18 protein-coding genes are annotated in these 20495 nt (G+C 67.8%); 9 read left to right on the top strand and 9 right to left on the bottom strand.

Translation table 11 applies throughout. The features are described 5' to 3' along the window. Window positions 1–326: 326 nt before the first annotated feature. The 5 genes from IEY58_RS14550 to IEY58_RS14530 all read left to right on the top strand — a co-directional run bounded on the left by IEY58_RS14550 (window position 327) and on the right by IEY58_RS14530 (window position 5646). Window positions 327–1175 carry a transporter substrate-binding domain-containing protein gene (locus IEY58_RS14550; RefSeq protein WP_189046960.1) on the top strand — a complete coding sequence of 283 codons (849 nt, stop codon included), beginning with the start codon at window positions 327–329 and terminating at the stop codon, window positions 1173–1175. Between the two features lie 9 nt (window positions 1176–1184). Continuing rightward, window positions 1185–1847 carry an amino acid ABC transporter permease gene (locus tag IEY58_RS14545; RefSeq protein WP_189046958.1) on the top strand — a complete coding sequence of 221 codons (663 nt, stop codon included), beginning with the start codon at window positions 1185–1187 and terminating at the stop codon, window positions 1845–1847. Between the two features lie 29 nt (window positions 1848–1876). Beyond that, window positions 1877–2962, top strand: coding sequence for an alpha/beta fold hydrolase (locus IEY58_RS14540; RefSeq protein ID WP_189046956.1), 1086 nt, complete (start codon window positions 1877–1879; stop codon window positions 2960–2962). A 102-nt stretch (window positions 2963–3064) separates the two neighbouring features. Then, window positions 3065–4033 carry a Gfo/Idh/MocA family protein gene (locus IEY58_RS14535; protein WP_189046954.1) on the top strand — a complete coding sequence of 323 codons (969 nt, stop codon included), beginning with the start codon at window positions 3065–3067 and terminating at the stop codon, window positions 4031–4033. Next, window positions 4033–5646, top strand: a complete 1614-nt coding sequence (locus tag IEY58_RS14530; RefSeq protein ID WP_189046952.1) for a serine hydrolase — start codon at window positions 4033–4035, stop codon at window positions 5644–5646. Before IEY58_RS14535 ends, IEY58_RS14530 begins: the two co-directional genes overlap by 1 nt. Here the strand turns inward: IEY58_RS14530 and bioD are convergent. The 4 genes from bioD to IEY58_RS14515 form a co-directional block, all read right to left on the bottom strand. Next, complete coding sequence (bioD, locus tag IEY58_RS14525; protein WP_189046950.1) at window positions 5600–6316, bottom strand: dethiobiotin synthase; 717 nt, start codon at window positions 6314–6316, stop codon at window positions 5600–5602. The two genes, IEY58_RS14530 and bioD, sit on opposite strands and share 47 nt — an antisense overlap. Continuing rightward, complete coding sequence (locus IEY58_RS14520) at window positions 6313–7437, bottom strand: aminotransferase class I/II-fold pyridoxal phosphate-dependent enzyme (RefSeq protein ID WP_189046948.1); 1125 nt, start codon at window positions 7435–7437, stop codon at window positions 6313–6315. Before IEY58_RS14520 ends, bioD begins: the two co-directional genes overlap by 4 nt. 80 nt (window positions 7438–7517) lie before the next feature. Next, window positions 7518–7640: a hypothetical protein gene (locus IEY58_RS34630; protein ID WP_268237573.1), complete on the bottom strand. Its 123-nt coding sequence runs from the start codon at window positions 7638–7640 to the stop codon at window positions 7518–7520. Between the two features lie 117 nt (window positions 7641–7757). Next, window positions 7758–8150, bottom strand: a complete 393-nt coding sequence (locus tag IEY58_RS14515) for a hypothetical protein (RefSeq protein WP_189046947.1) — start codon at window positions 8148–8150, stop codon at window positions 7758–7760. Between the two features lie 218 nt (window positions 8151–8368). Between IEY58_RS14515 and IEY58_RS14510 the strand changes: the two genes are divergently transcribed. After that, complete coding sequence (locus IEY58_RS14510; protein ID WP_189046945.1) at window positions 8369–9241, top strand: transporter substrate-binding domain-containing protein; 873 nt, start codon at window positions 8369–8371, stop codon at window positions 9239–9241. 17 nt (window positions 9242–9258) lie between these two features. Here IEY58_RS14510 and IEY58_RS14505 read toward each other — a convergent pair whose 3' ends face one another. Next, window positions 9259–11208, bottom strand: coding sequence for a multicopper oxidase family protein (locus IEY58_RS14505; RefSeq protein WP_189046943.1), 1950 nt, complete (start codon window positions 11206–11208; stop codon window positions 9259–9261). A 258-nt stretch (window positions 11209–11466) separates the two neighbouring features. Between IEY58_RS14505 and IEY58_RS14500 the strand changes: the two genes are divergently transcribed. Beyond that, a complete protein-coding gene (locus IEY58_RS14500; RefSeq protein WP_189046941.1) occupies window positions 11467–13407 on the top strand; it encodes an alkaline phosphatase family protein in 1941 nt (646 codons plus the stop codon). Between the two features lie 139 nt (window positions 13408–13546). Here IEY58_RS14500 and IEY58_RS14495 read toward each other — a convergent pair whose 3' ends face one another. From IEY58_RS14495 to IEY58_RS14480, 4 genes are read right to left on the bottom strand one after another with little or no spacing between them, the layout of a single operon-like run. Then, entirely contained in the window at window positions 13547–14731 is a 1185-nt protein-coding gene (locus IEY58_RS14495; protein ID WP_189046939.1) for an ABC transporter permease, read from the bottom strand. Between the two features lie 14 nt (window positions 14732–14745). Beyond that, on the bottom strand, window positions 14746–15891 hold the full coding sequence (locus IEY58_RS14490; RefSeq protein WP_189046937.1) for an ABC transporter permease: 1146 nt from the start codon (window positions 15889–15891) through the stop codon (window positions 14746–14748). Next, entirely contained in the window at window positions 15888–16580 is a 693-nt protein-coding gene (locus IEY58_RS14485; protein ID WP_189046935.1) for an ABC transporter ATP-binding protein, read from the bottom strand. The genes IEY58_RS14490 and IEY58_RS14485 overlap by 4 nt, the downstream gene beginning before the upstream one ends. 33 nt (window positions 16581–16613) lie before the next feature. Continuing rightward, entirely contained in the window at window positions 16614–17753 is a 1140-nt protein-coding gene (locus IEY58_RS14480) for an efflux RND transporter periplasmic adaptor subunit (protein ID WP_229743731.1), read from the bottom strand. Between the two features lie 428 nt (window positions 17754–18181). Here IEY58_RS14480 and bioB point away from each other — a divergent pair, with 428 nt between their 5' ends. Further along, complete coding sequence (gene bioB, locus IEY58_RS14475) at window positions 18182–19186, top strand: biotin synthase BioB (protein ID WP_189046931.1); 1005 nt, start codon at window positions 18182–18184, stop codon at window positions 19184–19186. Continuing rightward, window positions 19183–20457 carry an adenosylmethionine--8-amino-7-oxononanoate transaminase gene (locus IEY58_RS14470; protein ID WP_189046929.1) on the top strand — a complete coding sequence of 425 codons (1275 nt, stop codon included), beginning with the start codon at window positions 19183–19185 and terminating at the stop codon, window positions 20455–20457. Before bioB ends, IEY58_RS14470 begins: the two co-directional genes overlap by 4 nt. Window positions 20458–20495: the final 38 nt, after the last annotated feature.

The following is a 20495-nucleotide window of genomic DNA, read 5'->3' as shown; positions in this document are numbered from 1 at the left end:
CGGCGATGGGCGTCTTGGAAGCCTCAAGGACCGTGCCCCGGCGATGGGTCGTGGGCGGGAACTATAATGAACTACGAACGGCGGCGGTAGGACGTGACCGCCCCGACCATAGAACTTTGCCGGCACTTCCCGCCAACTGTCTTGTAGCAAACGACTATTACGCGTGTGGGTCTTGTGCCGGCGAGATCAAGCCCCCATGGGCGGTCGTGCGAAAAATAGGCCGCAATCCCCCCTTCCACGCGGTTCGATCCTGGGGCTAGGATCGAGGCAGGACCTTGATTTTCACAGGCACGGGGCGCCTTCAAGACCCTCGGGAGAGACCGCGCATGATTTCACGCCGATCCCTGGCACTCCTCGCCGGCAGCGCTGCCCTCGTCACGGGCCTTGGCGTCCCTGGCATCGGCGCGGCCCGCGCAGCCGACGCGGCCGAATCGACCTTCGAGCGCATCAAGCGCACGAAGAAGCTCCGCATCGGCGGCATCGCCGGCGGCGAGCCCTATTATCACAAGGACATCGTCGCCGGGAAATGGTCGGGCTTCTGCATCGACATGGCAACCGACCTGGCGAGCCAATTCGATGCCGAGCTCGAGGTCGTCGAGAGCACCTGGGGCAACGCCGTGCTCGACCTCGAGGCCAACAAGATCGACATCATGTTCGGCGTCAATCCGACGCCGAAGCGCGCCTTCGTCATCGATTTCTGCAAGCCGCTCTTCACCAACGCCTTCACGATCCTCGCCAAGAAGGGCTTCGAGCCCAAGACCTGGGCCGAGCTCAACGATCCCAAGGTCAAGATCGCGGTCGACATCGGCTCGTCGCACGACGCGATCGCCCGCCGCCTCTGTCCCAAGGCCGAGATCGTGGGCTTCAAGACCGCCGACGAGGCGACGCTCGCGCTCCAGACCGGCCGCGTCGACGCCCAAGTGCTCGTCGTCATCCTGTCGCTGACCATGCTCAAGAAGAACCCGAACGTGGGCCAGCTCATCGTGCTGCAGCCGCTGATGGGCACCACGACCAACCCGGGCGTGCGCAAGGAAGCCGACAAGTCGTTCCGCGATTTCGTCGACGTCTGGGTCGACTACAACCGCAGCATCGGCCAGATCCGCTCGTGGGTGACCAAGAACCTGGAGCTGGTCGGCGTGCAGGCGAGCGACATCCCGCCGGCGGTCAATTTCTAGGACCGGCCGATGTACCATTGGGACTTCGGCGCGCTCTGGGGTTACCGGAGCCTCGTCGTCGTCGGGCTCGGCTACACGGTCGGCTATACCGTGCTCTGCGTCGTGCTGGGGCTCGTCGTCGGCACGGCGACGGGGCTCGGCCGGCTGGCCAGGACCCGGTTCGTGACCTGGCCGCTCCTGCTCTATACCGAGGCGTTCCGCTGCACGCCGCTCCTGGTGCAGCTCGTCTGGTTCTACTATGCGCTGCCGGTGCTGCTCGACATCTCCATGTCGCCGGCGCTGGCCGCGACCCTGACCCTGAGCCTCTATGGCGGCGCCTTCTATGCCGAGATCATCCGGGCCGGCATCGTTTCGGTCGACGTCGGTCAATGGGACGCCGGCCGGGCGCTCGGCCTTGGCCGGCTCCTCTTGATGCGCAAGATCATCCTGCCGCAGGCACTGAAGCGCATGCTGCCGCCGCTCATGAACCAGTCGATCATCCAGCTGAAGAACACCTCGCTCGTCTCGGTCCTGGCCGTGCCCGACCTGCTCTACCAGGGCCAGGTCATCACGGCGGCGCTCTACCGGCCGCTCGAGGTCTATACGCTGGTTGCCGCCGTCTATTTCGCCGTGCTGTTCCCGGCAACGCTCGCGGTCCAGCGGCTGGAACGGCGCCTCGCCGCCAATGCCTGACGTCACCAATGCCTGAGGGGGGCTGGAAAATGCTGCTCCGCACGCTGACGCTGCTTGCCATACTGGCCCTCGCCGTCCCGCCGGCCCGGGCCGAGACAGAGCTGGTCGCGGCCTATCCGGAGGCGATCCGCGGACCCGCCGCGGCCCATGGCGCGATCATCTGGAACCACGGTCTATCGCATGACGAAGCTGTCGCGACGGCGCCGATCGCCGCGGTCATGACGGCGTTCCGCGACGCCGGCTGGGACGTCTACCGCCTCGACCGCGGCATCGTCGGCGATCGCGAGGAGGACAGCACGGTGGCCCTGCTGGCCGCGATCGATCAGCTCAACGCCAAGGGCTATGCCAAGCTGGTCACGGCCGGCCAGTCGTTCGGCGCCTGGATCTCGCTCACCGCCGCCACCCGGACGGACAAGCTCGCGGCCGTGCTGGTGAATGCGCCCGCGGCCTACGGCGACGCTCGAACACGCGGCTTCGAGCGGAATGCGAGCCTGCTCTACCCGAAGCTCGAAGCGCTGCATCCGGTCCCGGTCGTGGTGAGCTTCTTCAACCGCGACCTCTTCGACCCCGGCGGACGCGGCCCCGAAGCTGAGCGCATCCTCGCTGCGCGCAGGGTGCCGCATCTGATCATCGATCAGCCCGCTGTGCTCGAAGGCCACGGCGCCGGCAACTCGGTCTATTTCGCGAAGCGCTTCGGCCCATGCTGGCTCGCCGCCGCCGAAACCGGCCGGGCGCCGACCCGCGACGCCTGCGAAAGCCATTGGGGCGAGAGCCCGAGCGCCGATCTGCCGCTGCCGGCCGATCTTGCGATCGTGCCGGGCGGCCTCGTCGGCAAATGGTACGGCAACTACACCATCGGCCGCGAGGTCATGGTCGCCGTCACCCGGATCGACGGCGACAAGGCCGACGGCGTGCTGTCGGTCGGCCCGACGAATGCTGCGCGGGGCCAGTCGAGCCCTCTCAGCGGCCACGTCGCGGACGGCAAGCTGGTCTTCGCCGGGCCGAACCGGCAGACGCTGACGCTCGCCCCCGCCTCCGACGGCACCGCGTCGCTGCTCTGGGTTTCGGCCGACGAGACGAGCCGGCTCGCGGCCCTGCTTCATCGCGTCCCATGAGCGAACGACCAGGGCGCTTGCCCCCGCGGCAGCGGGCCGTCTACTGATCGTTGTCGTGGACAACCGGCGTGCCAGCCGGCCGGTTTCGAGAAGGATCGAGGGATGAGCTATCGCGTCGCCGTTCTGGGCCTGGGCGTCATGGGCCAGCGCATGCTGGGGCATCTGGCGCTGCACGACCGGTTCGAGATCCTGGGCGGCTGGGATGCCTCGCCCGCGGCGCGCGACCATGCAAAGACGCTGCATCCGTCCGTCAATTTCGACACGCCGGCCGACGAACTCATCCGCTCGGCCGAGACCGATCTCGTCTATATCGGCGTGCCGCCGCTCGCCCATGCCGGCTACGCGCTCGCCGCGATCGACGCGCGCAAGGCGGTGCTGTGCGAGAAGCCGCTCGGCGTCGACATCGCCGAGAGCCGCACGCTGACTGAGCAGATGGAGGCGTCGGCGCTGCCCCAGGCGGTCAACTTCGCCTATGGCTCGTCACGGGCCGGCGAGGTGATCGAGCGCGCTTGGCGGACGGGCGAATTCGGCACGCTCTTGGGCGTCGACATCCGCCAGCATTTCGCGGTCTGGCCGCGGCCGTGGCAGGCGAGCGCCAGGTGGCTGGCGCTCAGGCAGGAAGGCGGCTTCGTGCGCGAGGTGCTGTCGCATTTCCTTTATCTCGCCGACCGGGTGCTGGGCCCGGCGCGGCTCGATGCCGCCGACGTGCGCTACCCGGCCGATCCCACCCTCTGCGAGACCTATGCGAGCGCACGCCTCACGGCCGCCCAAGTGCCGATCACGGTCGCGACCTCGGCCGGCGGCGTCGGCCCCGACCTGGTCGAGATCACCTTCTGGGGCACCAGGAAGTCGCATCGCATCGTCGACTGGTACCGGACCCAGGAGAGCGACGGCGGCCCTTGGGTCGAGACCACACCGGCTGTCGACGACTACCGGCGCGACGGTGCGTTCCGTCAGCTGGACCAGATCGCCCGGATGCTCGAAAGCCAACCGCACAGCCTGCCCGACTTCCGCGCGGCGCTCCGCGTGCAGGAGCTGGTCGAGGCCATTCTCGCGCAGGGAGCGGCCTAATGATCGATCTCGACCTCGCGAAACTCACTGACCATATCGACCGGCTGATCGCGCCCTGGGCGAAGCCCGCGACGCCGGGCTGCACGGTCGGCGTCCTCAGCGGCGGCCGCGTGCTGCTGCAGCGCTCGGCCGGGCTCGCGAGCCTCGAGCTCGACGTGCCGATCGGGCCCGATACCTGCTTCCGCGTCGCCTCGGTCACGAAGCAGTTCACCTGCGCCGCGATCCTGCTGCTTGGCTCCGAGGGCAAGCTCCGGCTCGACCAGGACGTGCATGAGCTGCTGCCGAACCTGCCGGATTTCGGCGAGCGCATCACGCTCGACCATCTGATGCACAACACGAGCGGCCTCAGGGACTTCCTCGAGTTGATGCGCATGGCCGGCATGGATCTGCAGATCCCGTGCACGCCGGAGGATCTGCTGGCCGCAATCAAGCTGCAGCGCACGCTCAACTTCACGCCGGGCGGCCGCTTCGCCTACAGCAACACGAATTTCCTGCTGCTGGGCCGGATCGTCGAGCGGCTCTCCGGCCAGCCGCTCGGCGCTTTCGTCGGCGAGCGCATCCTGGCGCCGCTCGGCATGACCCGCTCGCGCCTGGTCCAGGCCACGAGCGAGGTCGTGCCCGGCCTCGCGACCGGCTACATCCCGCAGGGCGACGGCTATGTCCGCGCCGGCCACGCCTTCCCACAGGGCGGCGAGGGCGGGCTCGTCTCGTGCGTCGGCGATCTGGCACTCTGGGATCATAATTTCACGACCGGCACGGTCGGCGGCGTGGACCTGGGCGAGGCGCTGGCCGCCCAGGCGCCGTTCTTGAATGGCCGGACCAATTCCTATGCCCGCGGCCTGCAGGTGAAGCCCTATCGCGGCTTGCGCACGGTCGACCATGGCGGGCTCTGGCCAGGCTTCAAGACCGAGTTCCTGCGCGTGCCGGCGCTCGGCATCACGGTGCTCGCCATCGCCAACAACGCGGCGGTCGATTGCTATCGCCTGGCCCATCGGGTGCTCGACGGCATCGTCGACGGCCTGCCTGAAGTCCCGGCGGCCCCGCCCCTGCCGCCGCGCGCGGCGCTCGACCGGCTCGCCGGGCGCTATCTCGATCCCGAGACCGCCGCCACCGTCGAATTCTCGGTCACCGACGACGGGACGCCGTCCGCGACGATGCACGGCGTGCCGTTCGCGCTCGAGGCGACGGAGGACGGCCGCCTCACGGCGGCGCGCGGTGCCTTCGATTTCGTGGCGCAGCCGACGAGCGACGGCGAGAGCGTCGCGATCGAGTTCGACGCCGGCACCCACGCGCTCTTCCAGCGCGTGCCGACGGCGCCCGTGCCGCTGCCGGTCGGCCTCGCCGGCCGCTATGCCTGCGCGGAACTGGGCGCCATCTGGACGGTGACGGTCGAGAGCGAGACCTCGGCCCAGGTCGCGGTCAGCGGGCCCCTGCACCATGCCGGCCCTTGGCCGCTCCGCGCGATCGCCGGCGACCGGCTGCGCATCGAGGTGCCGAGCGTGCTGTTCAAGGCCTGGTTCGACATCCAGGTCCGGCACGGCACCGGCACGATCTGCAGCTTCGAGGTCAGCGGGGCGCGGGCGCGCCGCCTGCGCTTCGACCGGCTCGCTTGAGCGCTGGATAGAGATCCGCCAGACCGCGCCAGGCGTCGGGCCCGGCCAGGCGCGGTGCGTGCAGGATCGCGAGGCCTGGCGCGAAGCGCTGGATCGCCGCCGCGGTCTCGGCTGGCGGCACGGGCGAGGCTTCGGACTCGCTCAGCACCAACGCCTCGACCGGCACGCCACGGCCGGCGAGTGTGGCGAGCGCGGTCAGCGTATGGCTGATCGTGCCGAGATAGGTCCCAGCAACCAGGAGCGCCGGGATCTCCAGCGCCTTGACCCAGTCGAGCACGGTGTGCCGCTCGTCGATCGGCGCCATGACGCCGCCGACGCCCTCGACCAGGACGAACTCCTCAGATCCCGCAAGCCCCCGCCGGCAGAAACCGACGAGCTCGTCGAACGGCACGCGCCGCCCCTCACGCGCCGCCGCCATGTCGGGCGACAGCGCCGCCGCGAAATGCCAGGGACAGATCCGCTCGACTTGGACCCAGTCGACGGCCTCGCCCTGGGCGCGCAGCAGTACGGCAGGGTCGCTGTCGGCGAGATTGCCGTCGTCGATGCCGCTCGCGACCGGCTTCAGTCCCTTCACGGTCGCGCCCGCCGCCCGCGCACCGTTGAGCAGTGCCGCGCTGGTGAAGGTCTTGCCGAGCTCGGTGCCGGTCGCCGTGACGAAGAGACGGCTCACGGGAGCACGGCCCGCACGGCCTCCGCCAGCGCCGCGACATCGGCCTCGCTGTGCCCGGCGGAAAAGGTGATGCGCAGCCGCGCCGTGCCGTCCGGCACCGTCGGCGGCCGGATCGCCGTCACGAGGAAGCCCTGCTCCAAGAGCCGTTCCGAGGCCGCGAGTGCCGCGTCCGCCTCGCCGATCACGACCGGCACGATCGGGCTTTCGGCATTGGGCAGGTTCAGGAGCCGCGTGAACTGACGGGCGCGCTCGACCGGTGTGCGCGCCCATTCCGGATCGCCCTCGATCACGTCGAGTGCGGCGAGCGCGGCCGCGACCGAGGCCGGCGGCAGGCCGGTCGTATAGACGAACGAGCGCGCGCGGCTGCGGAGCAGATCGACGATCGGCGCCTTGGCGCAGAGATAGCCGCCGTAGGAGCCGAGCGCCTTCGACAGCGTGCCCATCTGCAGCGGCACCAGCGCCGGGTCCTCCTTCGGCAGCACGCCGATGCCGTGGGCATCGTCAGTCATGAGCCAGGCGTCATACTGGTCGGCGAGCGCCGAGATCTCCGCGACCGGCGCCAGGTCGCCGTCCATGCTGTAGACCCGGTCGATCAGGATCATGCAATGGCGGTGCGCGCCGCGCAGGCTGGCGAGCAGGTCAGTCAGATGCGCCAGGTCGTTATGCCGGAACAGGACGACCTTGGCGCCGGAGAGCCGCGCGCCGGCATTGAGGCAGGCGTGGGCGAGCGCGTCGGCCAGGATGAGGTCGCCCGGCCCCACCAGCGCCGGCACGATGCCGATGTTGGCGAGATAGCCGCTGCCGAACACGATCGCGTCCTCGGTGCCCTTCAAGGCGGCGAGCCGCGCCTCGAGCGCCGCATAGAGCGGATGGTTGCCGGTGACGAGCCGCGAGGCGCCGGAGCCGGTGCCGTGCGTCTCGATCGCCGCGATCGCCGCCCGCTTCACCCGCTCATCCTGGCTCAGGTTCAGATAGTCGTTGTCGCAGAACGCGAGCACGCGCCGGCCGTCACGCCAGGCATGGACGGCACCGTCGCGCCGCGTTTCGCGCAGGCTGCGGCGGAGCGACTTGGCATCGAGCTCGGCGAGCTTCTGCGCCGCGAATTGATCGAGTGAGGTCATGGTGACCGGAACAGAGCGCTCCCCGGCTCTGCTGTCAATGGGCGGGCATGCCCCAGACAGCCACGGTCCCGGTCACCGTCTCAGTAGCCGCCGCCGGCGTGATCAGTCGTCTCCTGGTTCTGCGCCGGCTTGATCTGCCCGCCGCAGGCGGCAAGCCCGCCCGCAAGCGTCAGCACCAGCGCCAGCAGAATGAAGCTTCTCATCGGTCAGTCCCCTCCAGCGCCCCGGCCGCGCGTCTTGCCAAAGATCGGTCCCCGGACTCGATCTCTCCTAAGACTCCATTATGCGCCGTTTATTCCCTCGTCGACTGCCGGGCACACCTACTCCTGGTCGCCGCGCTCCTCCCAGCGATGCTGCCGCAGCTTCGGCACGGCATGCGGACCGAGCGCGCCGGTCGTGATCTCCGCGAGGCCCGCGCCGAGGGACAGGCGCACCATCCGCTCGTCATGACCGAGCCTGACCCAGCCACGGCCGACCTCGGCCACCGTCCAGCCGTCGAGCACATCGCCGGTGGAGAGGCGCGCGAGACCGACGACGCCCGGCTCCTGCACGAACGCCCAGCGCAGGTCCGGGGCGAGCTCGGTGCCGAGCAGGCAGAACGGCGGCCCATTCTCGAGCGGGCTGCAGGCATCGGCTGCAGCAACGGCCGGTTCCGATTTGGCGAGGCCGAGGCCCGCCAGGGCGATCACGAGGCCCCAGCCCCCCGAGCGCATGCCTCTTCGTTTCATGGCCATCCCCGCCGAGAGCGAACACGCCGGCGCCCAAGCAATCCTGGGCAACCACCAGGATAGTCATCGCCAGCGCGATGGTTCGGAATTTTCGCAACCGTCACGAACATTTCATGAAAATCATATCTATTTACTTGTGCGAGATTGCTTCCCGTCCAACCAGGCAACCGCAAGAACATTGTGCGAACCATGGGTATTCTGCGATGCGAAAAACAGTATTGATCGGTATCGGCCTGGTGATCGGCTCGGCGGCGGGCGCCGCCGATCTTTCCGCCATCAAGCAGCGGGGCTATCTGACCGTCGCGGAACCGGAAAATGCAGCGCCGTTCAGTGCCGGCGCCGGAGGCCAAGAGGCCGGTTTCGACACGGCCCTGCTGGCCGACCTCGCGCGCGCCGAAGGGCTGGAAATCCGCAAGGTCGCGACATCGCCGGCCGGCCTCATCGCGGCGGTCATCGAAGGCCGGGCCGATTTGGCGGTCGGCGGCATCGAGATCGCGCGCGACCGCGAAAATCTGGTGACATTCACCCGCCCGCTGGCGGACGCGACCGCGACCTATCTCATCCGCCATGACGACGCCCGCATCCACGGCATTGGCGATCTCGACGGCCGCCCGTTCGGCATCGTCGGCGGGACCGTCGCCATCGCGCAACTGGCGCAGCTTGAGTTCCGCCTTGCCCAAGCCGGCGGCCGGCTCGGACCGTCGAGCGAGTTCAAGGCAACGGCCGACGGGCTCGATGCGCTGGCCGGCGGCAGGATCGACTATCTGATCGCACCCACGGCTGTCGCCGACGCGCTTGTCGCGGCTGAGCCCGACAAGCTCACGCGGGGCGAGGCGCTGTCGTCGGCGGCCTATTTCGCCTGGGCGGTCAGCAGCAACGGCAGCGAACTCGGCGCACTGCTCGACAAGTTCTTCGACGCCGAAGCTACGAACGGGGCGCTCGCCAAGGCGCAGACCACCGCGTTCGGGCACGCCTACCCCGACTTGCCGACCCGCTGGGACGGACATGACTGGTGGTACGCCCGCAAGGACCGTCCGATCCATTTTCCCGTTCCCGGCAACGGCGAGCCCGACTGAGACTAGGGCGTCTGAGATCAGGGTGTCTGGGCGCGGCAGATGGGCGCGCCGTCGAACGGCCCGGGCGATGCTTCCGCCTTGCGCATCGGCCGCTCAGTCGCCGTCGCGGGCAGCACACGGACGATCCCCATCATGCCGTTGTCCTCATGGTCGACGAGGTGGCAGTGGAACAGGATGTCGCCCGCGAGGCTCGCCGGAAAGGCGAGCTTGATGCGCACGCGGCCCGGCACGACGCGGCCAGGATCCGCCTTGGTCACGTCCGCGACGCCGCCCGTATGACTGGTGCCGGCAGAACCGGTGCCGGCGATCGTCGCCGCGGGAACGGTGATCACGTCGAGCAGCTGCGGCTCGGCCACGCGCTTGCCGTCGATCTCGATCACGCGGAAATGCAGTTGATGGATGTGGAAGGCGTGGAGCTCGTTGGTCCAGTTCTCGAGTTCCCATTCTTCGGTCGCGTTGGCATGAACCTCGATGGCCGGCGGCGCGCTCATGCTGAACGGCCGGAAGCTCGTGCCGGGACGCCGTTCGGCAATATAGAAGTCGGTCTGATCGTCCGAGCCGGGACGCGGATATTCGGCCATGGCGATGACGCGGACGCGATCGGTCGGCCGGGCCAAGAGGCCGGTGAAGAGATCGGGCGCCGCCGCCGGACCATGCTCGGCGACGGACGGGTGCGCGCCGCTCGCGGCCGGGGCCGCCGTCGGCACCGTCTTCACAAGCGCGAGCCGACGCTCCGGCACGCGGTCGCCGCTGCAGCCGGTGTCGACGGCCCGGCTCAAGAGGTAGGCCTTGCCGTTCACGGGCGCCGGCACGAGAAACTCGATCCGGCCCGCGGGCGGGACCAGTTGCGGCTCGGTAGTCGTGAGCGGCCGCCGCTGCCCGGCATCATCGGCGATCGGCGCGCCGTCGCGCGCCACGACCTCGATCGGCAAGGCGCGCCCGTTGGCATCGACCAGCGCCAGATTCAGAAAGGCGTCGGTCGCCGCATTCACAAAGCGCCAGAGCTGCCGGCTGCCGCTCGCCATCGGTACGGTCGCAAGATCGGCGTCGGACGGGATGCCTTCCAGCACCGGCGCGCCGTTGAGCGTGATTTCGTCGATCGGCCCCGTACCGCACGCGAGCTCGTCCTGCGTGTCGACCCGCCCGCCGAGCTTGGCGGCGAGTTCGGTGGGTGGGCGATAAGGCGGGCGATGGGGCTTGTGCGATGTCGGCACGGCCGCCGGCACCGCAGCGGCCGGCTGGACCGACGCGGCGTCATTGTCCTGGGACTGGCGCACGACGAAGATCCGGTCCTGGATGCCCGCCGCACGGCGCGCCGCATCGTCCGGCCCCTCGACGACGATGGCACCCGACAGGCCCATCAGCATCTGCGCCTGCGCCTCGCCATGGACGTGCGGGTGGTACCAATAGAGCCCCGGCGGCATGTTGGCCGGAATGTCGTAGCGATAGGTCACTTCGCGCCGTCCGCAGGTTGCGGGTCCGCTCGCCGGATCGGCGCAGGTCATCATGACCTCGTCCTGCGGCACGATCGGCGGCACCGCGAAGCCGTGGACGTGGAGGTTGGTGGCGCCGCTCGCCGTGTGCCGGGCGCCGGGTACGACCGGGGTGAAGCCCGCCCGCTCGGGCACGGCGGGATTGGGCTGGTCGAGTTGACCGACGGCAACGAAGGCGGCGATCCCCGCCGGATCCGTGATCTCGTTGCGCAGCGTGAGCACCAGCTGATCTCCGGGGCGCGTCCGGATGACTGGCGCTTCGGCGATTTCGTCGGCGACGTAGCAGAGCCGATTGCCGTCCTGGCGGACGACGAGCGTCAGGCCGCGCGCCCGGCTTGCCGGCGCCACCTCGCGTGCGAAATGGCCACGCGGCGGCGCGCCGCCGCCACAGGGATGCTCGGGCGTCGAGTCCGGATGCCAATCGGCCCCGGGCCGGTCGTCCCAATCCGCCCAGGCGGTTGTCGGCAGCAACAAGCCGATCAATCCAAGTAACTGGAATCTATGCCGTCGGCCCATCTGCAAATCTATGCAAGATTATTATGGTAAGCAAAATCTTAATGCGAATCACAAAGCACGATGCCGCAGATTTTTTAAATTTATATGACAAGTTGTGACAAATAAAGGATAGCGCAGCGCACATATCGATTCGATTTTCTCGACAGATCGCGGTAATCCGATCGTCACTGAATGCGGCTATTTTGGGGCACTACTCCAAAAACAGGGGAGGGTGGCATGCCGCATAAGTTAGAAGGTGCGCGTTGGACCAAGCGCGTGGTGGTGGCTGCGACGATCGCGTCGATCGTCGGATCGCACGCTGCGTTCGCGGCCCAACTCGGCGCGAACGACGACAAGACGACCAGCCCGATCAAGCACGTGATCGTCATCATCGGTGAGAATAGAACCTTCGACCACCTGTTCGGCACGTACATTCCGAAACAAGGCCAGACCGTCTGGAACATCCTTTCCGAGGGCATCGTCGACCAGAACGGCGCGCCCGGCCCGAACTTCGCCAAGGCGACGCAGCGTTTCGCGGCCGATGCCGGGGCGAGCTACTCGAACAGCCCGGGCTATAAGAACCCTTACTATCTGCTGCCGCCGCCCGGAACGGCCGGCGCGCCGAACACGGCCAGCGACACGAACGGCCCGCCGTTTGCCAGCCTGTCGGTGGCGGCCGCCTATGACGTCGGCCTCTATCCGGGTGATCTCGGCCTGCTCCTGACCGGTGCGTCCGGCCTCGCCTCGACCCACACGGTCGACACGCGCATCAAGAACGCCAACGACATGCTGAACGGACCGTTTCAGCTGACCGGCAAGACGCTGCCCTACGATGCCTATACCGGCAGCCCGGTGCACCGCTTCTATCAGATGTGGCAACAGCTCGACTGTTCGGTCGCGAACGCGAAGCCGTGGAACCCGAGCGGCTGTGCCGCCGATCTCTTCCCCTGGGTCGAGCAGACGGTTTCGGCCGGCAGCAACGGCGCGCCGCGGCCCGCCAACTACAACAACCACGAGGGTGCCACCTCGATGGCCTTCTACAACGTCGCCAAAGGCGACGTGCCTTACCTGAAGTCGCTGGCAGACCAGTACACGATCAGCGACAACTATCATCAGGCGGTCATGGGCGGCACCGGCGCCAACCACATCGCCATCGGCTATGCCGACGCCATCTACTACAGCGACGCACAGGGCAACCCGGCGACGCCGCCGGCCGGGCAGGTCGAAAACCCGAACCCGCAGAAGGGCACCAACAACTTCTATACGAACGACGGGTACGGCTCGACCAGCACCAACATGGGCGGCAGCTACACGAACTGCTCCGATACGAAGCAGCCGGGCGTCGCCCCGATCGTGAAATACCTGTCGTCGCTGAAGCAGCCGGTGAAGGCGAACTGCCAGGCCAACGCCTACTACCTGCTCAACAACTACAACCCCGGCTATGTCGGCAACGGCACGGTCGACCCGACCGACGACGGCCCGTTCACCATCCCGCCGGTCACGATTCGCCATATCGGCGATGCGCTCAACGACGCCCAGGTCTCGTGGCGCTATTACGGCGAGAGCTGGAACGACTACGTGCAGGATCCGACGAACCCGCTCTACTGCAACATCTGCAATCCGTTCCTGTATTCGACCCAGACGATGACCGACAAACTGCAGCGCGAAGAGCATCTGCAGGACACGACGGACCTCTATAACGACATCACCAACGGCGTCCTGCCGGCCGTGTCGATCGTCAAGCCGAACGGCCTGAACGACGGCCATCCGGCGTCGTCCAAGGTCGACCTGTTCGAATCCTTCACCAAGAAGATCGTGACCGAGCTGCAGAAGCAGCCGGATCTGTGGAAGGACACGGCGATCCTGATCACCGTCGACGAGGGTGGCGGCTACTGGGACTCGGGCTATGTCCAGCCGGTCGACTATTTCGGCGACGGCACGCGCATCCCGCTGATCGTGGTCTCGCCCTATTCGGCCGGCGGCAATGTCGTGCACGACTATTACGACCACGTTTCGATCGACAAGTTCATCGAGCGGAACTGGAGCCTGAAGCCGCTGACCAACCGCAGCCGGGACAATTTGCCGAACCCGGTCGTGGACCCGAGCCAGCCCTATGTGCCCACGAACAGCCCGGCCATCGGCGACCTGTTCGAAATGTTCAACTTCAACAAGTCCTGAGCCTGGAACCTTCGCCCTAGAGCATTCGCCCTAGAACATTCGCCCTAGAACATTCGCCCTAGAACATTCGCCCTAGAACATTCGCCCTAGAACATTCGCAGGGCGGGCCGTCGTCTGACGGCCCGCCTCCTTTTTGGCCTCACCCGGTCCGGAGCACGACCGCGATCGGCAGGCGCGCGGCACGGATCGCCGGGAACAGGCTGCCGACCATGCCGATGACGCACGCCCAGACGATGCCGAGCACCACCACGTCCGCACCGATCGTCAGGCGGAACACGACCTGGGTGAAGTTGCCGCTCAAAGTGTTCGCCGCGTCGCCATTGAAGAAGGCCCAGGCGAGGCCCGCGCCGATGGCGCCGCCAACGAATGACAGCAGCAAGGCCTCGACGAACACCGAGATCACGACGGGTGTCGCGCCGAAGCCCAGCGCTCTTAGTGTCGCGATCTCGATCGCCCGTGCGCTCACCGCCGAATACATCGTGTTGAGCGCGCCGAACAGCGCACCCACCGCCATGATGCCGCCCACGACATAGGCGACGAAGAACAGGATCTTCTCGAGCGTCGCCGACATGGTCGCGTAATAGTCGGGCTCGCGCCGGACGTCGACCGAGAGCGTCGGGTTCGTCGTCAGCGCATCTTTGAACTTGTCGAACGCCGCGGCATCGTCGAGCAGCACCGTGATGCTCTGGAACAGGTTGCGCCGATAGGCCGACATCACCGTCTCGGCATCCGCCAGCATCTCGGATTCATGGGCATCGCCGCCGCTCTCGAACACGCCGACCACAGTCCAGTCGCTGTCGCGGAACGCGATGTGGCTGCCGAGGTCGAGGCCCTTGAACTGGGCCTGGGCCGCCGTGCCGACGATGAGCTCACGCACCGCCGGCTGAAACATGCGGCCGGCGACGAGGTGGATCTCGGGCCGGGTCGCAAGCCCTTGCGGGCCGATGCCGCGCAGCGTGACGTTGACCCCGCTGTCCGTGCCCTTCTGCGGCAGATCGACGATCACCAGTTCTTCGGCCGAGCCGATCGGCTTGCCGTCGGCCGTCTTGCGGACGCCGGGCGCATCCAGGATGGTGAGCGCATTGTCCCGCGACAGCGTACTGCCGAGCTCGGAGGTCGAACCGCCGCGCATGATGATCGCCCGGTCGGCGCGGCCGGTATGGTTGAGCGCGGTCGAGAACCCGACCGCCATGGCGAGGACCGAGATCAGCACGCCGACCACGCCGGCGATGCCGATGACGATGACGAGCGACGTGCCGAGCCGCGACGGGATGCCGGCCAGGTTCATGGCCGTGACGGCGCCGATCTGCTTGAAGAGCGTCATGGCAGAGACCCTCCCTATCGGCCCGCTAGCGCGTCGACGATGTTGAGCCGCATGGCCCGCCAGGCCGGCGGCAGGCCGGTCACGACCGCGAGCAGCACCGCGACCGCGAGGCCCAGGCCCAGCACCTGCAGCGGCAGGCGTACGACACCGAGGAAATCCTTCATCAGCGGGAAGGCGAGTGCCGAGAGCGCCAGGCCCAGCAGTGCTGCGATCACGCACATGACGAGGCATTCCGCCATGACAAGCGCCAGTACGCCTCGGTCGGTGAAGCCCAGCGTCTTCAGGACAGCGAGCTCAGGGATCCGCTCGCGGAGCGATTGCATCATCGTGTTCCAGGTGAGGAACAGGAGCGTGAAGAATACGGCGCCCAGGATCGCGGTCACGATGAAGTTGATGTCGCCGATCTGCTTCAGGAACGACTGCTGGAATTCCTTCTCGGTCTGGGTCTTGGTCTCGTCCGGCGAATTCAGGAACAGATGATCGATCGCCGCCCCGGTCGCGGCCGCGGCCGTCGGATCCTTGATGCGCTCGACGTACCAGCCGATCGTGCCCTTGCCGAAGGCGCGCGCCTCGTCGAAATAGGCGTGGTTGAAGAAGAAGGCGTTCTCCTGGGCCTCGTCCCCGGGGTCCGTGTAGACGCCGACGATATCGAAGGTCCAGTCGGACGTGCCGTCCGGCTTGGTCCAGATCGTCGAATGCAGCGGCACGCGGTCGCCGATCTTCCAGCCGTATTTCCGTGCGAGCCCGGCACCGATCACCGCCCCGGTCCTGGTGTGCTGCAGGGCTGCCATCTGGTCTGCCGGCAGCTTGAATTCCGGATAGAGATCGAAATAACGCTCTGGCTCGATCGGGAAGGAAAAGACGAACTGCTTCGGATCCTGGAAATAGGTGCCGAACCAGCTGGCGAAGGCGACGCGGTCGACGTTCGGCACCGCCTCGATCTGCGCCAGGTCGGCATAGGGCAGCGCCTCGGTGAAGCTGATGCGGCTCACCGTCACCAGCCGGTTGATATGAGCGCCCTCGACGCCGCGGCTGAAGGCCGCGTTGGTGCCCTGCAGCATGCCGAACAGCAGGAACGCGACGACGATCGAGAGCAGGGTGAAGAGCGTCCGGGCGCGCTTGCGCCAGAGCCCGGACCAGACGAGCGGCAGGTATTTCATGCGGCGGCCCTCGCGGCGTCGGCGAGCTGCCCCTTGTCGACCTGGAGGTGGCGCGAGGCGAACTCGGCCGCCTTCGGATCATGGGTCACCATGATGATGGTCTTGCCCTGCTCGCGGTTCAGCAGCTGCAGGAGATGCAGGATCTCGTCGGCGGTCTGACGATCGAGATCGCCCGTCGGCTCGTCGCAGACGAGCAGCGTCGGATCGGACACGAGCGCGCGCGCAATCGCGACCCGCTGCTGCTGGCCGCCGGAGAGCTCGCCCGGCTTGTGCTTGGCGCGGTCGGCCAGGCCCACGATCTCGAGCGCGGTCTTGACGTTGCGCTTGCGTTCCGACCGGCTGAGCGGGGTCAGGAGCAGAGGCAGCTCGACATTCCGCTCCGCCGACATCATCGGCATCAGGTTGTAGAACTGGAAGATGAAGCCGACATGGCGCGCGCGCCAGGCGGCGAGCCGGCTGCCCGTGAGCCGGTCGATCCGCTCGCCGGCCACGACCACCTCGCCCTCGGTCGGCTGGTCGAGACCGCCGATCAGGTTCAGGAGCGTAGTCTTGCCCGAGCCGGACGGCCCCATGATCGCGACGAAATCGCCCTCCTCGATATCGAGGTTGAGCGAATGCAGCACCTCGACCTGTTCCTTGCCGCGCCGGTAACGCTTCAGCACGTTCTTGAGCGTGACGATTGCACCCATCTCCCACTCCTTCGCTGCTGGTCCTGTCGCGGCCTATCGTTCGATCCGGATCCTCGTGGTTTCATCGAGCCTGGCGAGATCGCCGAGCGCCACACGGTCGCCCGCGGCGAGGCCCGCAATGATCGTCTGGTTGTCGCCCATGCGGGCGCCCAAACGGACCGAGCGCCGCTCGAGCCGGTCGTCGCGCAGCACGAACACCGTGCCGGTATCGCCCGCCCCCGCCTGCACGGCTGCTGCCGGGATCAGCACGCCCGTTACGGGCGGCGCGTTCGCCGCCGCCGGCGCATCGGCCAGGAAGGCCACGCGCAAGCCCATCTCGGGCAGGATGCGCGGGTCCTTGAGCTTGATGCCGACCCGCACCTTGAGCGTCGCCTTCGACCGGTCGGCGGTCGGGATGACGGCGATAACGAAGGCCGGAATCTGCCAGTCGGGATAGGCGTTGAGCTTCAGGATCGCTGGCTGGCCGGCATGGACCCGGTTGATGAAATTCTCGTTCACGTCGACCTCGCCCTCGAGCGAGTCCATGTCGACGATCGTGCCGATGCCGGTGCGGGTGAAACCGCCGCCCGCCGAAATGGGCGAGACGATCTCGCCCGGCTGCGCTGCCTTGACCGTGATGACGCCGGCGAACGGCGCTTTCACGACCGTGTCGTCCTCGTTGCGCTCGGCGACCGTCAGATTGGACCGGGCGACTGCGACCGCCCGCTCCGCGACGGCCACCGCCGTCCCCAGATTGTCGTAGGACGCCCTGGTATTGTCGAAGCTCTCGCGGCTGACGAGGTCGGATGCCGCCTGACGCTGGCTGCGCTCGAAGATCGGCTTCGCGTCGGCATAGGCGACGCGCGCCTGGTTCAGCTGCGCCTCGGCCTGATCCAGCTGCGCCCGCGCCTGGTCGAGCGCCGCCCGCGCGTTGGAATCGTCGAGCCGGCCCACGACCTGGTCCTTCTCGACATGCTGGCCTTCCTCGATCAGTACCTCGGTCACCTTACCGGTGATCTTGGCCGAGACCGTCGCCTGCCGGCGCGCCACCACATAGCCCGACGCGTCGAGCAGCGATGCGCCCACGGCCGGGCCGGCGCCGGGCGACACGGGCTCCGCCACGGCCACCCGGATCGGCACAGCCTCGGCACGGCCGAACCCCCACCAAGCGCCGACGGCCGCAATCGCGAGCACCAGAAGGCCGCCGCCCGCGATCCACCGCCACCCGGCTGATCCGCCACGCGCCGCCGGTTCGGGCCGATCGATGCGCAACCGACGTAACTGCGAAGACTTATCGTCCAAAGGTCGGGCTCGTCTTTCGGTAGAGCAAAACTCGGAGAAAACGGCCGGACCCCGGACCGGCTCCACCGGAAGAGGAAGGCACGACGCGGCATGTGGCCGTGATTATTACCAAATACAAGGTCCGCGGCGCCAGGGCTTTGGGAGTTCAATGGAAGAACCGCAGGCTTATTTGCAGTCGCAATGATAACCGGCAAACGAATACGCCGCGCGACCGGGATTGCGCATTTGCCGGAGCCGACGGTTCTCGCCCCGTTGCATCCTTGGTCCTGCCTCCCTATGCTCCGCCCGATTTTCATCGCCTTGTCACGAGAGAGGGCCAATTGCCCGACGCTTCCGCCCCCCAGGAATCCGCCACGGTCGCCACCGTCGTCCGTCACGACTGGACCCGTGCCGAGATCCAGGCTCTGTTCGATCTGCCGTTCGCCGACCTGCTGCACCAGGCACAGACCGTGCACCGGGCGAACTTCGACCCGAACCGGGTTCAGCTCTCGACGCTGCTCTCGATCAAGACCGGCGGCTGCCCCGAGGATTGCGGCTATTGCTCCCAGAGCGCGCATTTCGAGACGGGGGTCAAGGCCGAGAAGCTGATGGCGGTCGAGACCGTGCTGGCAGACGCACGCCGGGCCCGCGACGCCGGCGCCACGCGCTATTGCATGGGCGCCGCCTGGCGCAGCCCGAAGGACAAGGACCTGGAACAGGTCTGCGCCATGATCGAGGGCGTGCGTGCCATGGGCATGGAGACCTGCGTGACGCTCGGCATGCTGAACGCGGCCCAGGCGGCGCGGCTCAAGGACGCCGGGCTCGACTACTACAACCACAACATCGACACCTCGCCCGAGTATTACGAGAAGGTCGTCTCGACCCGCACCATGGACGACCGGCTCGACACGCTCTCCCACGTGCGTGACGCCGGTATCCATGTCTGCTGCGGCGGCATCATCGGCATGGGCGAGGCGCGCGCCGACCGGATCGGCATGTTGTGGACGCTCGCCACCATGGCGGACCATCCGGAAAGCGTGCCCGTCAACATGCTGGCCGAGACCGAGGGCACGCCCTTGGGCCATTCGGCGAAGGTCGAGCCCCTGGAGTTCGTCCGCACCATCGCGGTCGCGCGCATCCTGATGCCGCACTCGATGGTGCGGCTCTCGGCCGGGCGCGAAGCCCTGAGCGACGAGGCGCAAGCGCTTTGCTACCTGGCCGGCGCCAACTCGATCTTCTTCGGCCCTCGCCTGCTCACGACCAATAACCCGGCGAACGAGCGCGACGTCGTGCTGTTCGACCGCCTCGGCATCAAGCCGATGGATGTCGGCGCCGCCGCGGAATGACCCGACCTCCGGGGCCGCCGACGGCACTCTGGCGGCCCTACACGCAGATGAAGCTCGCGGCTCCGCCGCCCAAGGTGCAGGCGACCGAGGGCGTGCGGCTGATCCTCGATGACGGCACGAGCCTCGTCGACGGCATCTCGTCCTGGTGGACGGCCTGCCACGGCTATAACCACCCGCATATCCGTGCCGCCGTCGCGGACCAGCTTGCCCGCATGCCGCACGTCATGTTCGGCGGCCTCACCCACGAGCCGGCAGAACGGCTGGCCCGGCGCCTGGCCACCCTGCTGCCGGGCGATCTCGACCACGTGTTCTTCACCGATTCCGGCTCGGTCGCGGTCGAGGTCGCAATGAAGATGGCCGTGCAATATTGGCTGAACCGCGGCGTCAAAGGCCGGCACAAGTTCGTCTCGTTCCGCGACGGCTATCACGGCGACACGCTCGGCGCCATGTCGGTGACCGACCCGGACGGCGGCATGCACCGGCATTTCGCCGGCTACCTGCCCAGGCAGTTCGTGGCCGAGCTGCCGACCGACCTCGACCGGATCGCCGGGCTCGAATCCCTGCTGGCGCGCCATCGCGACGAAATCGCCGGCGTGATCGTCGAGCCGCTGGTCCAGGGTGCCGGCGGCATGCGCTTCCACGACGGCGATACGCTGCGCCGCATTGCCAATGCCGCAGCCCGCCACGGGCATCTGCTGATCGCCGACGAGATCATGACCGGCTTCGGCCGCACCGGGCGAATGTTCGCCTCGGAAGAGGCCGACATCGTGCCCGACATCATGTGCCTGTCGAAGGCGCTGACCGGCGGCACGATCGCACTCGCCGCGACCGTGGCGCGTGCCCACGTGTTCGACGCCTTCTGGTCCGACGAGCCGTCGGCGGCGCTCATGCACGGGCCGACCTTCATGGCGAACCCGCTCGCCTGCGCCGCGGCCAATGCCTCGCTCGACCTGTTCGAGCGTGAGCCGTGGCTCAGCCAGGTCCAGGCCATCGCGGCGGCGCTCCGCCGTGGGCTCGAGCCGGCGCGCGACCTGCCGGGCGTCGTCGATGTGCGCGTGCAGGGTGCCATCGGCGTCGTCCAGCTGACGGCCTTGAAGGACGCGGGCTGGCTGCGCCGCCGCTTCATCGAGCTGGGCGTCTGGGCGCGCCCCTTCGGCGACATTCTCTATGTAGCGCCGCCGTTCGTGATCGAGCCCCGGGACCTGGACCTGCTCGTCCGCGCCATGGTCACCGTCGCCCGCGATTGGTCGGAGCGCTTCGGCGTGACGTGACGTTGCATGCAATTTTGACCGCGAAGACGGATTTTTCG

Source organism: Aliidongia dinghuensis, from assembly GCF_014643535.1.
Taxonomy (GTDB): Bacteria; Pseudomonadota; Alphaproteobacteria; order ATCC43930; family CGMCC-115725; genus Aliidongia; species Aliidongia dinghuensis.
This window is presented reverse-complemented; position numbering and strand designations above follow the sequence as displayed.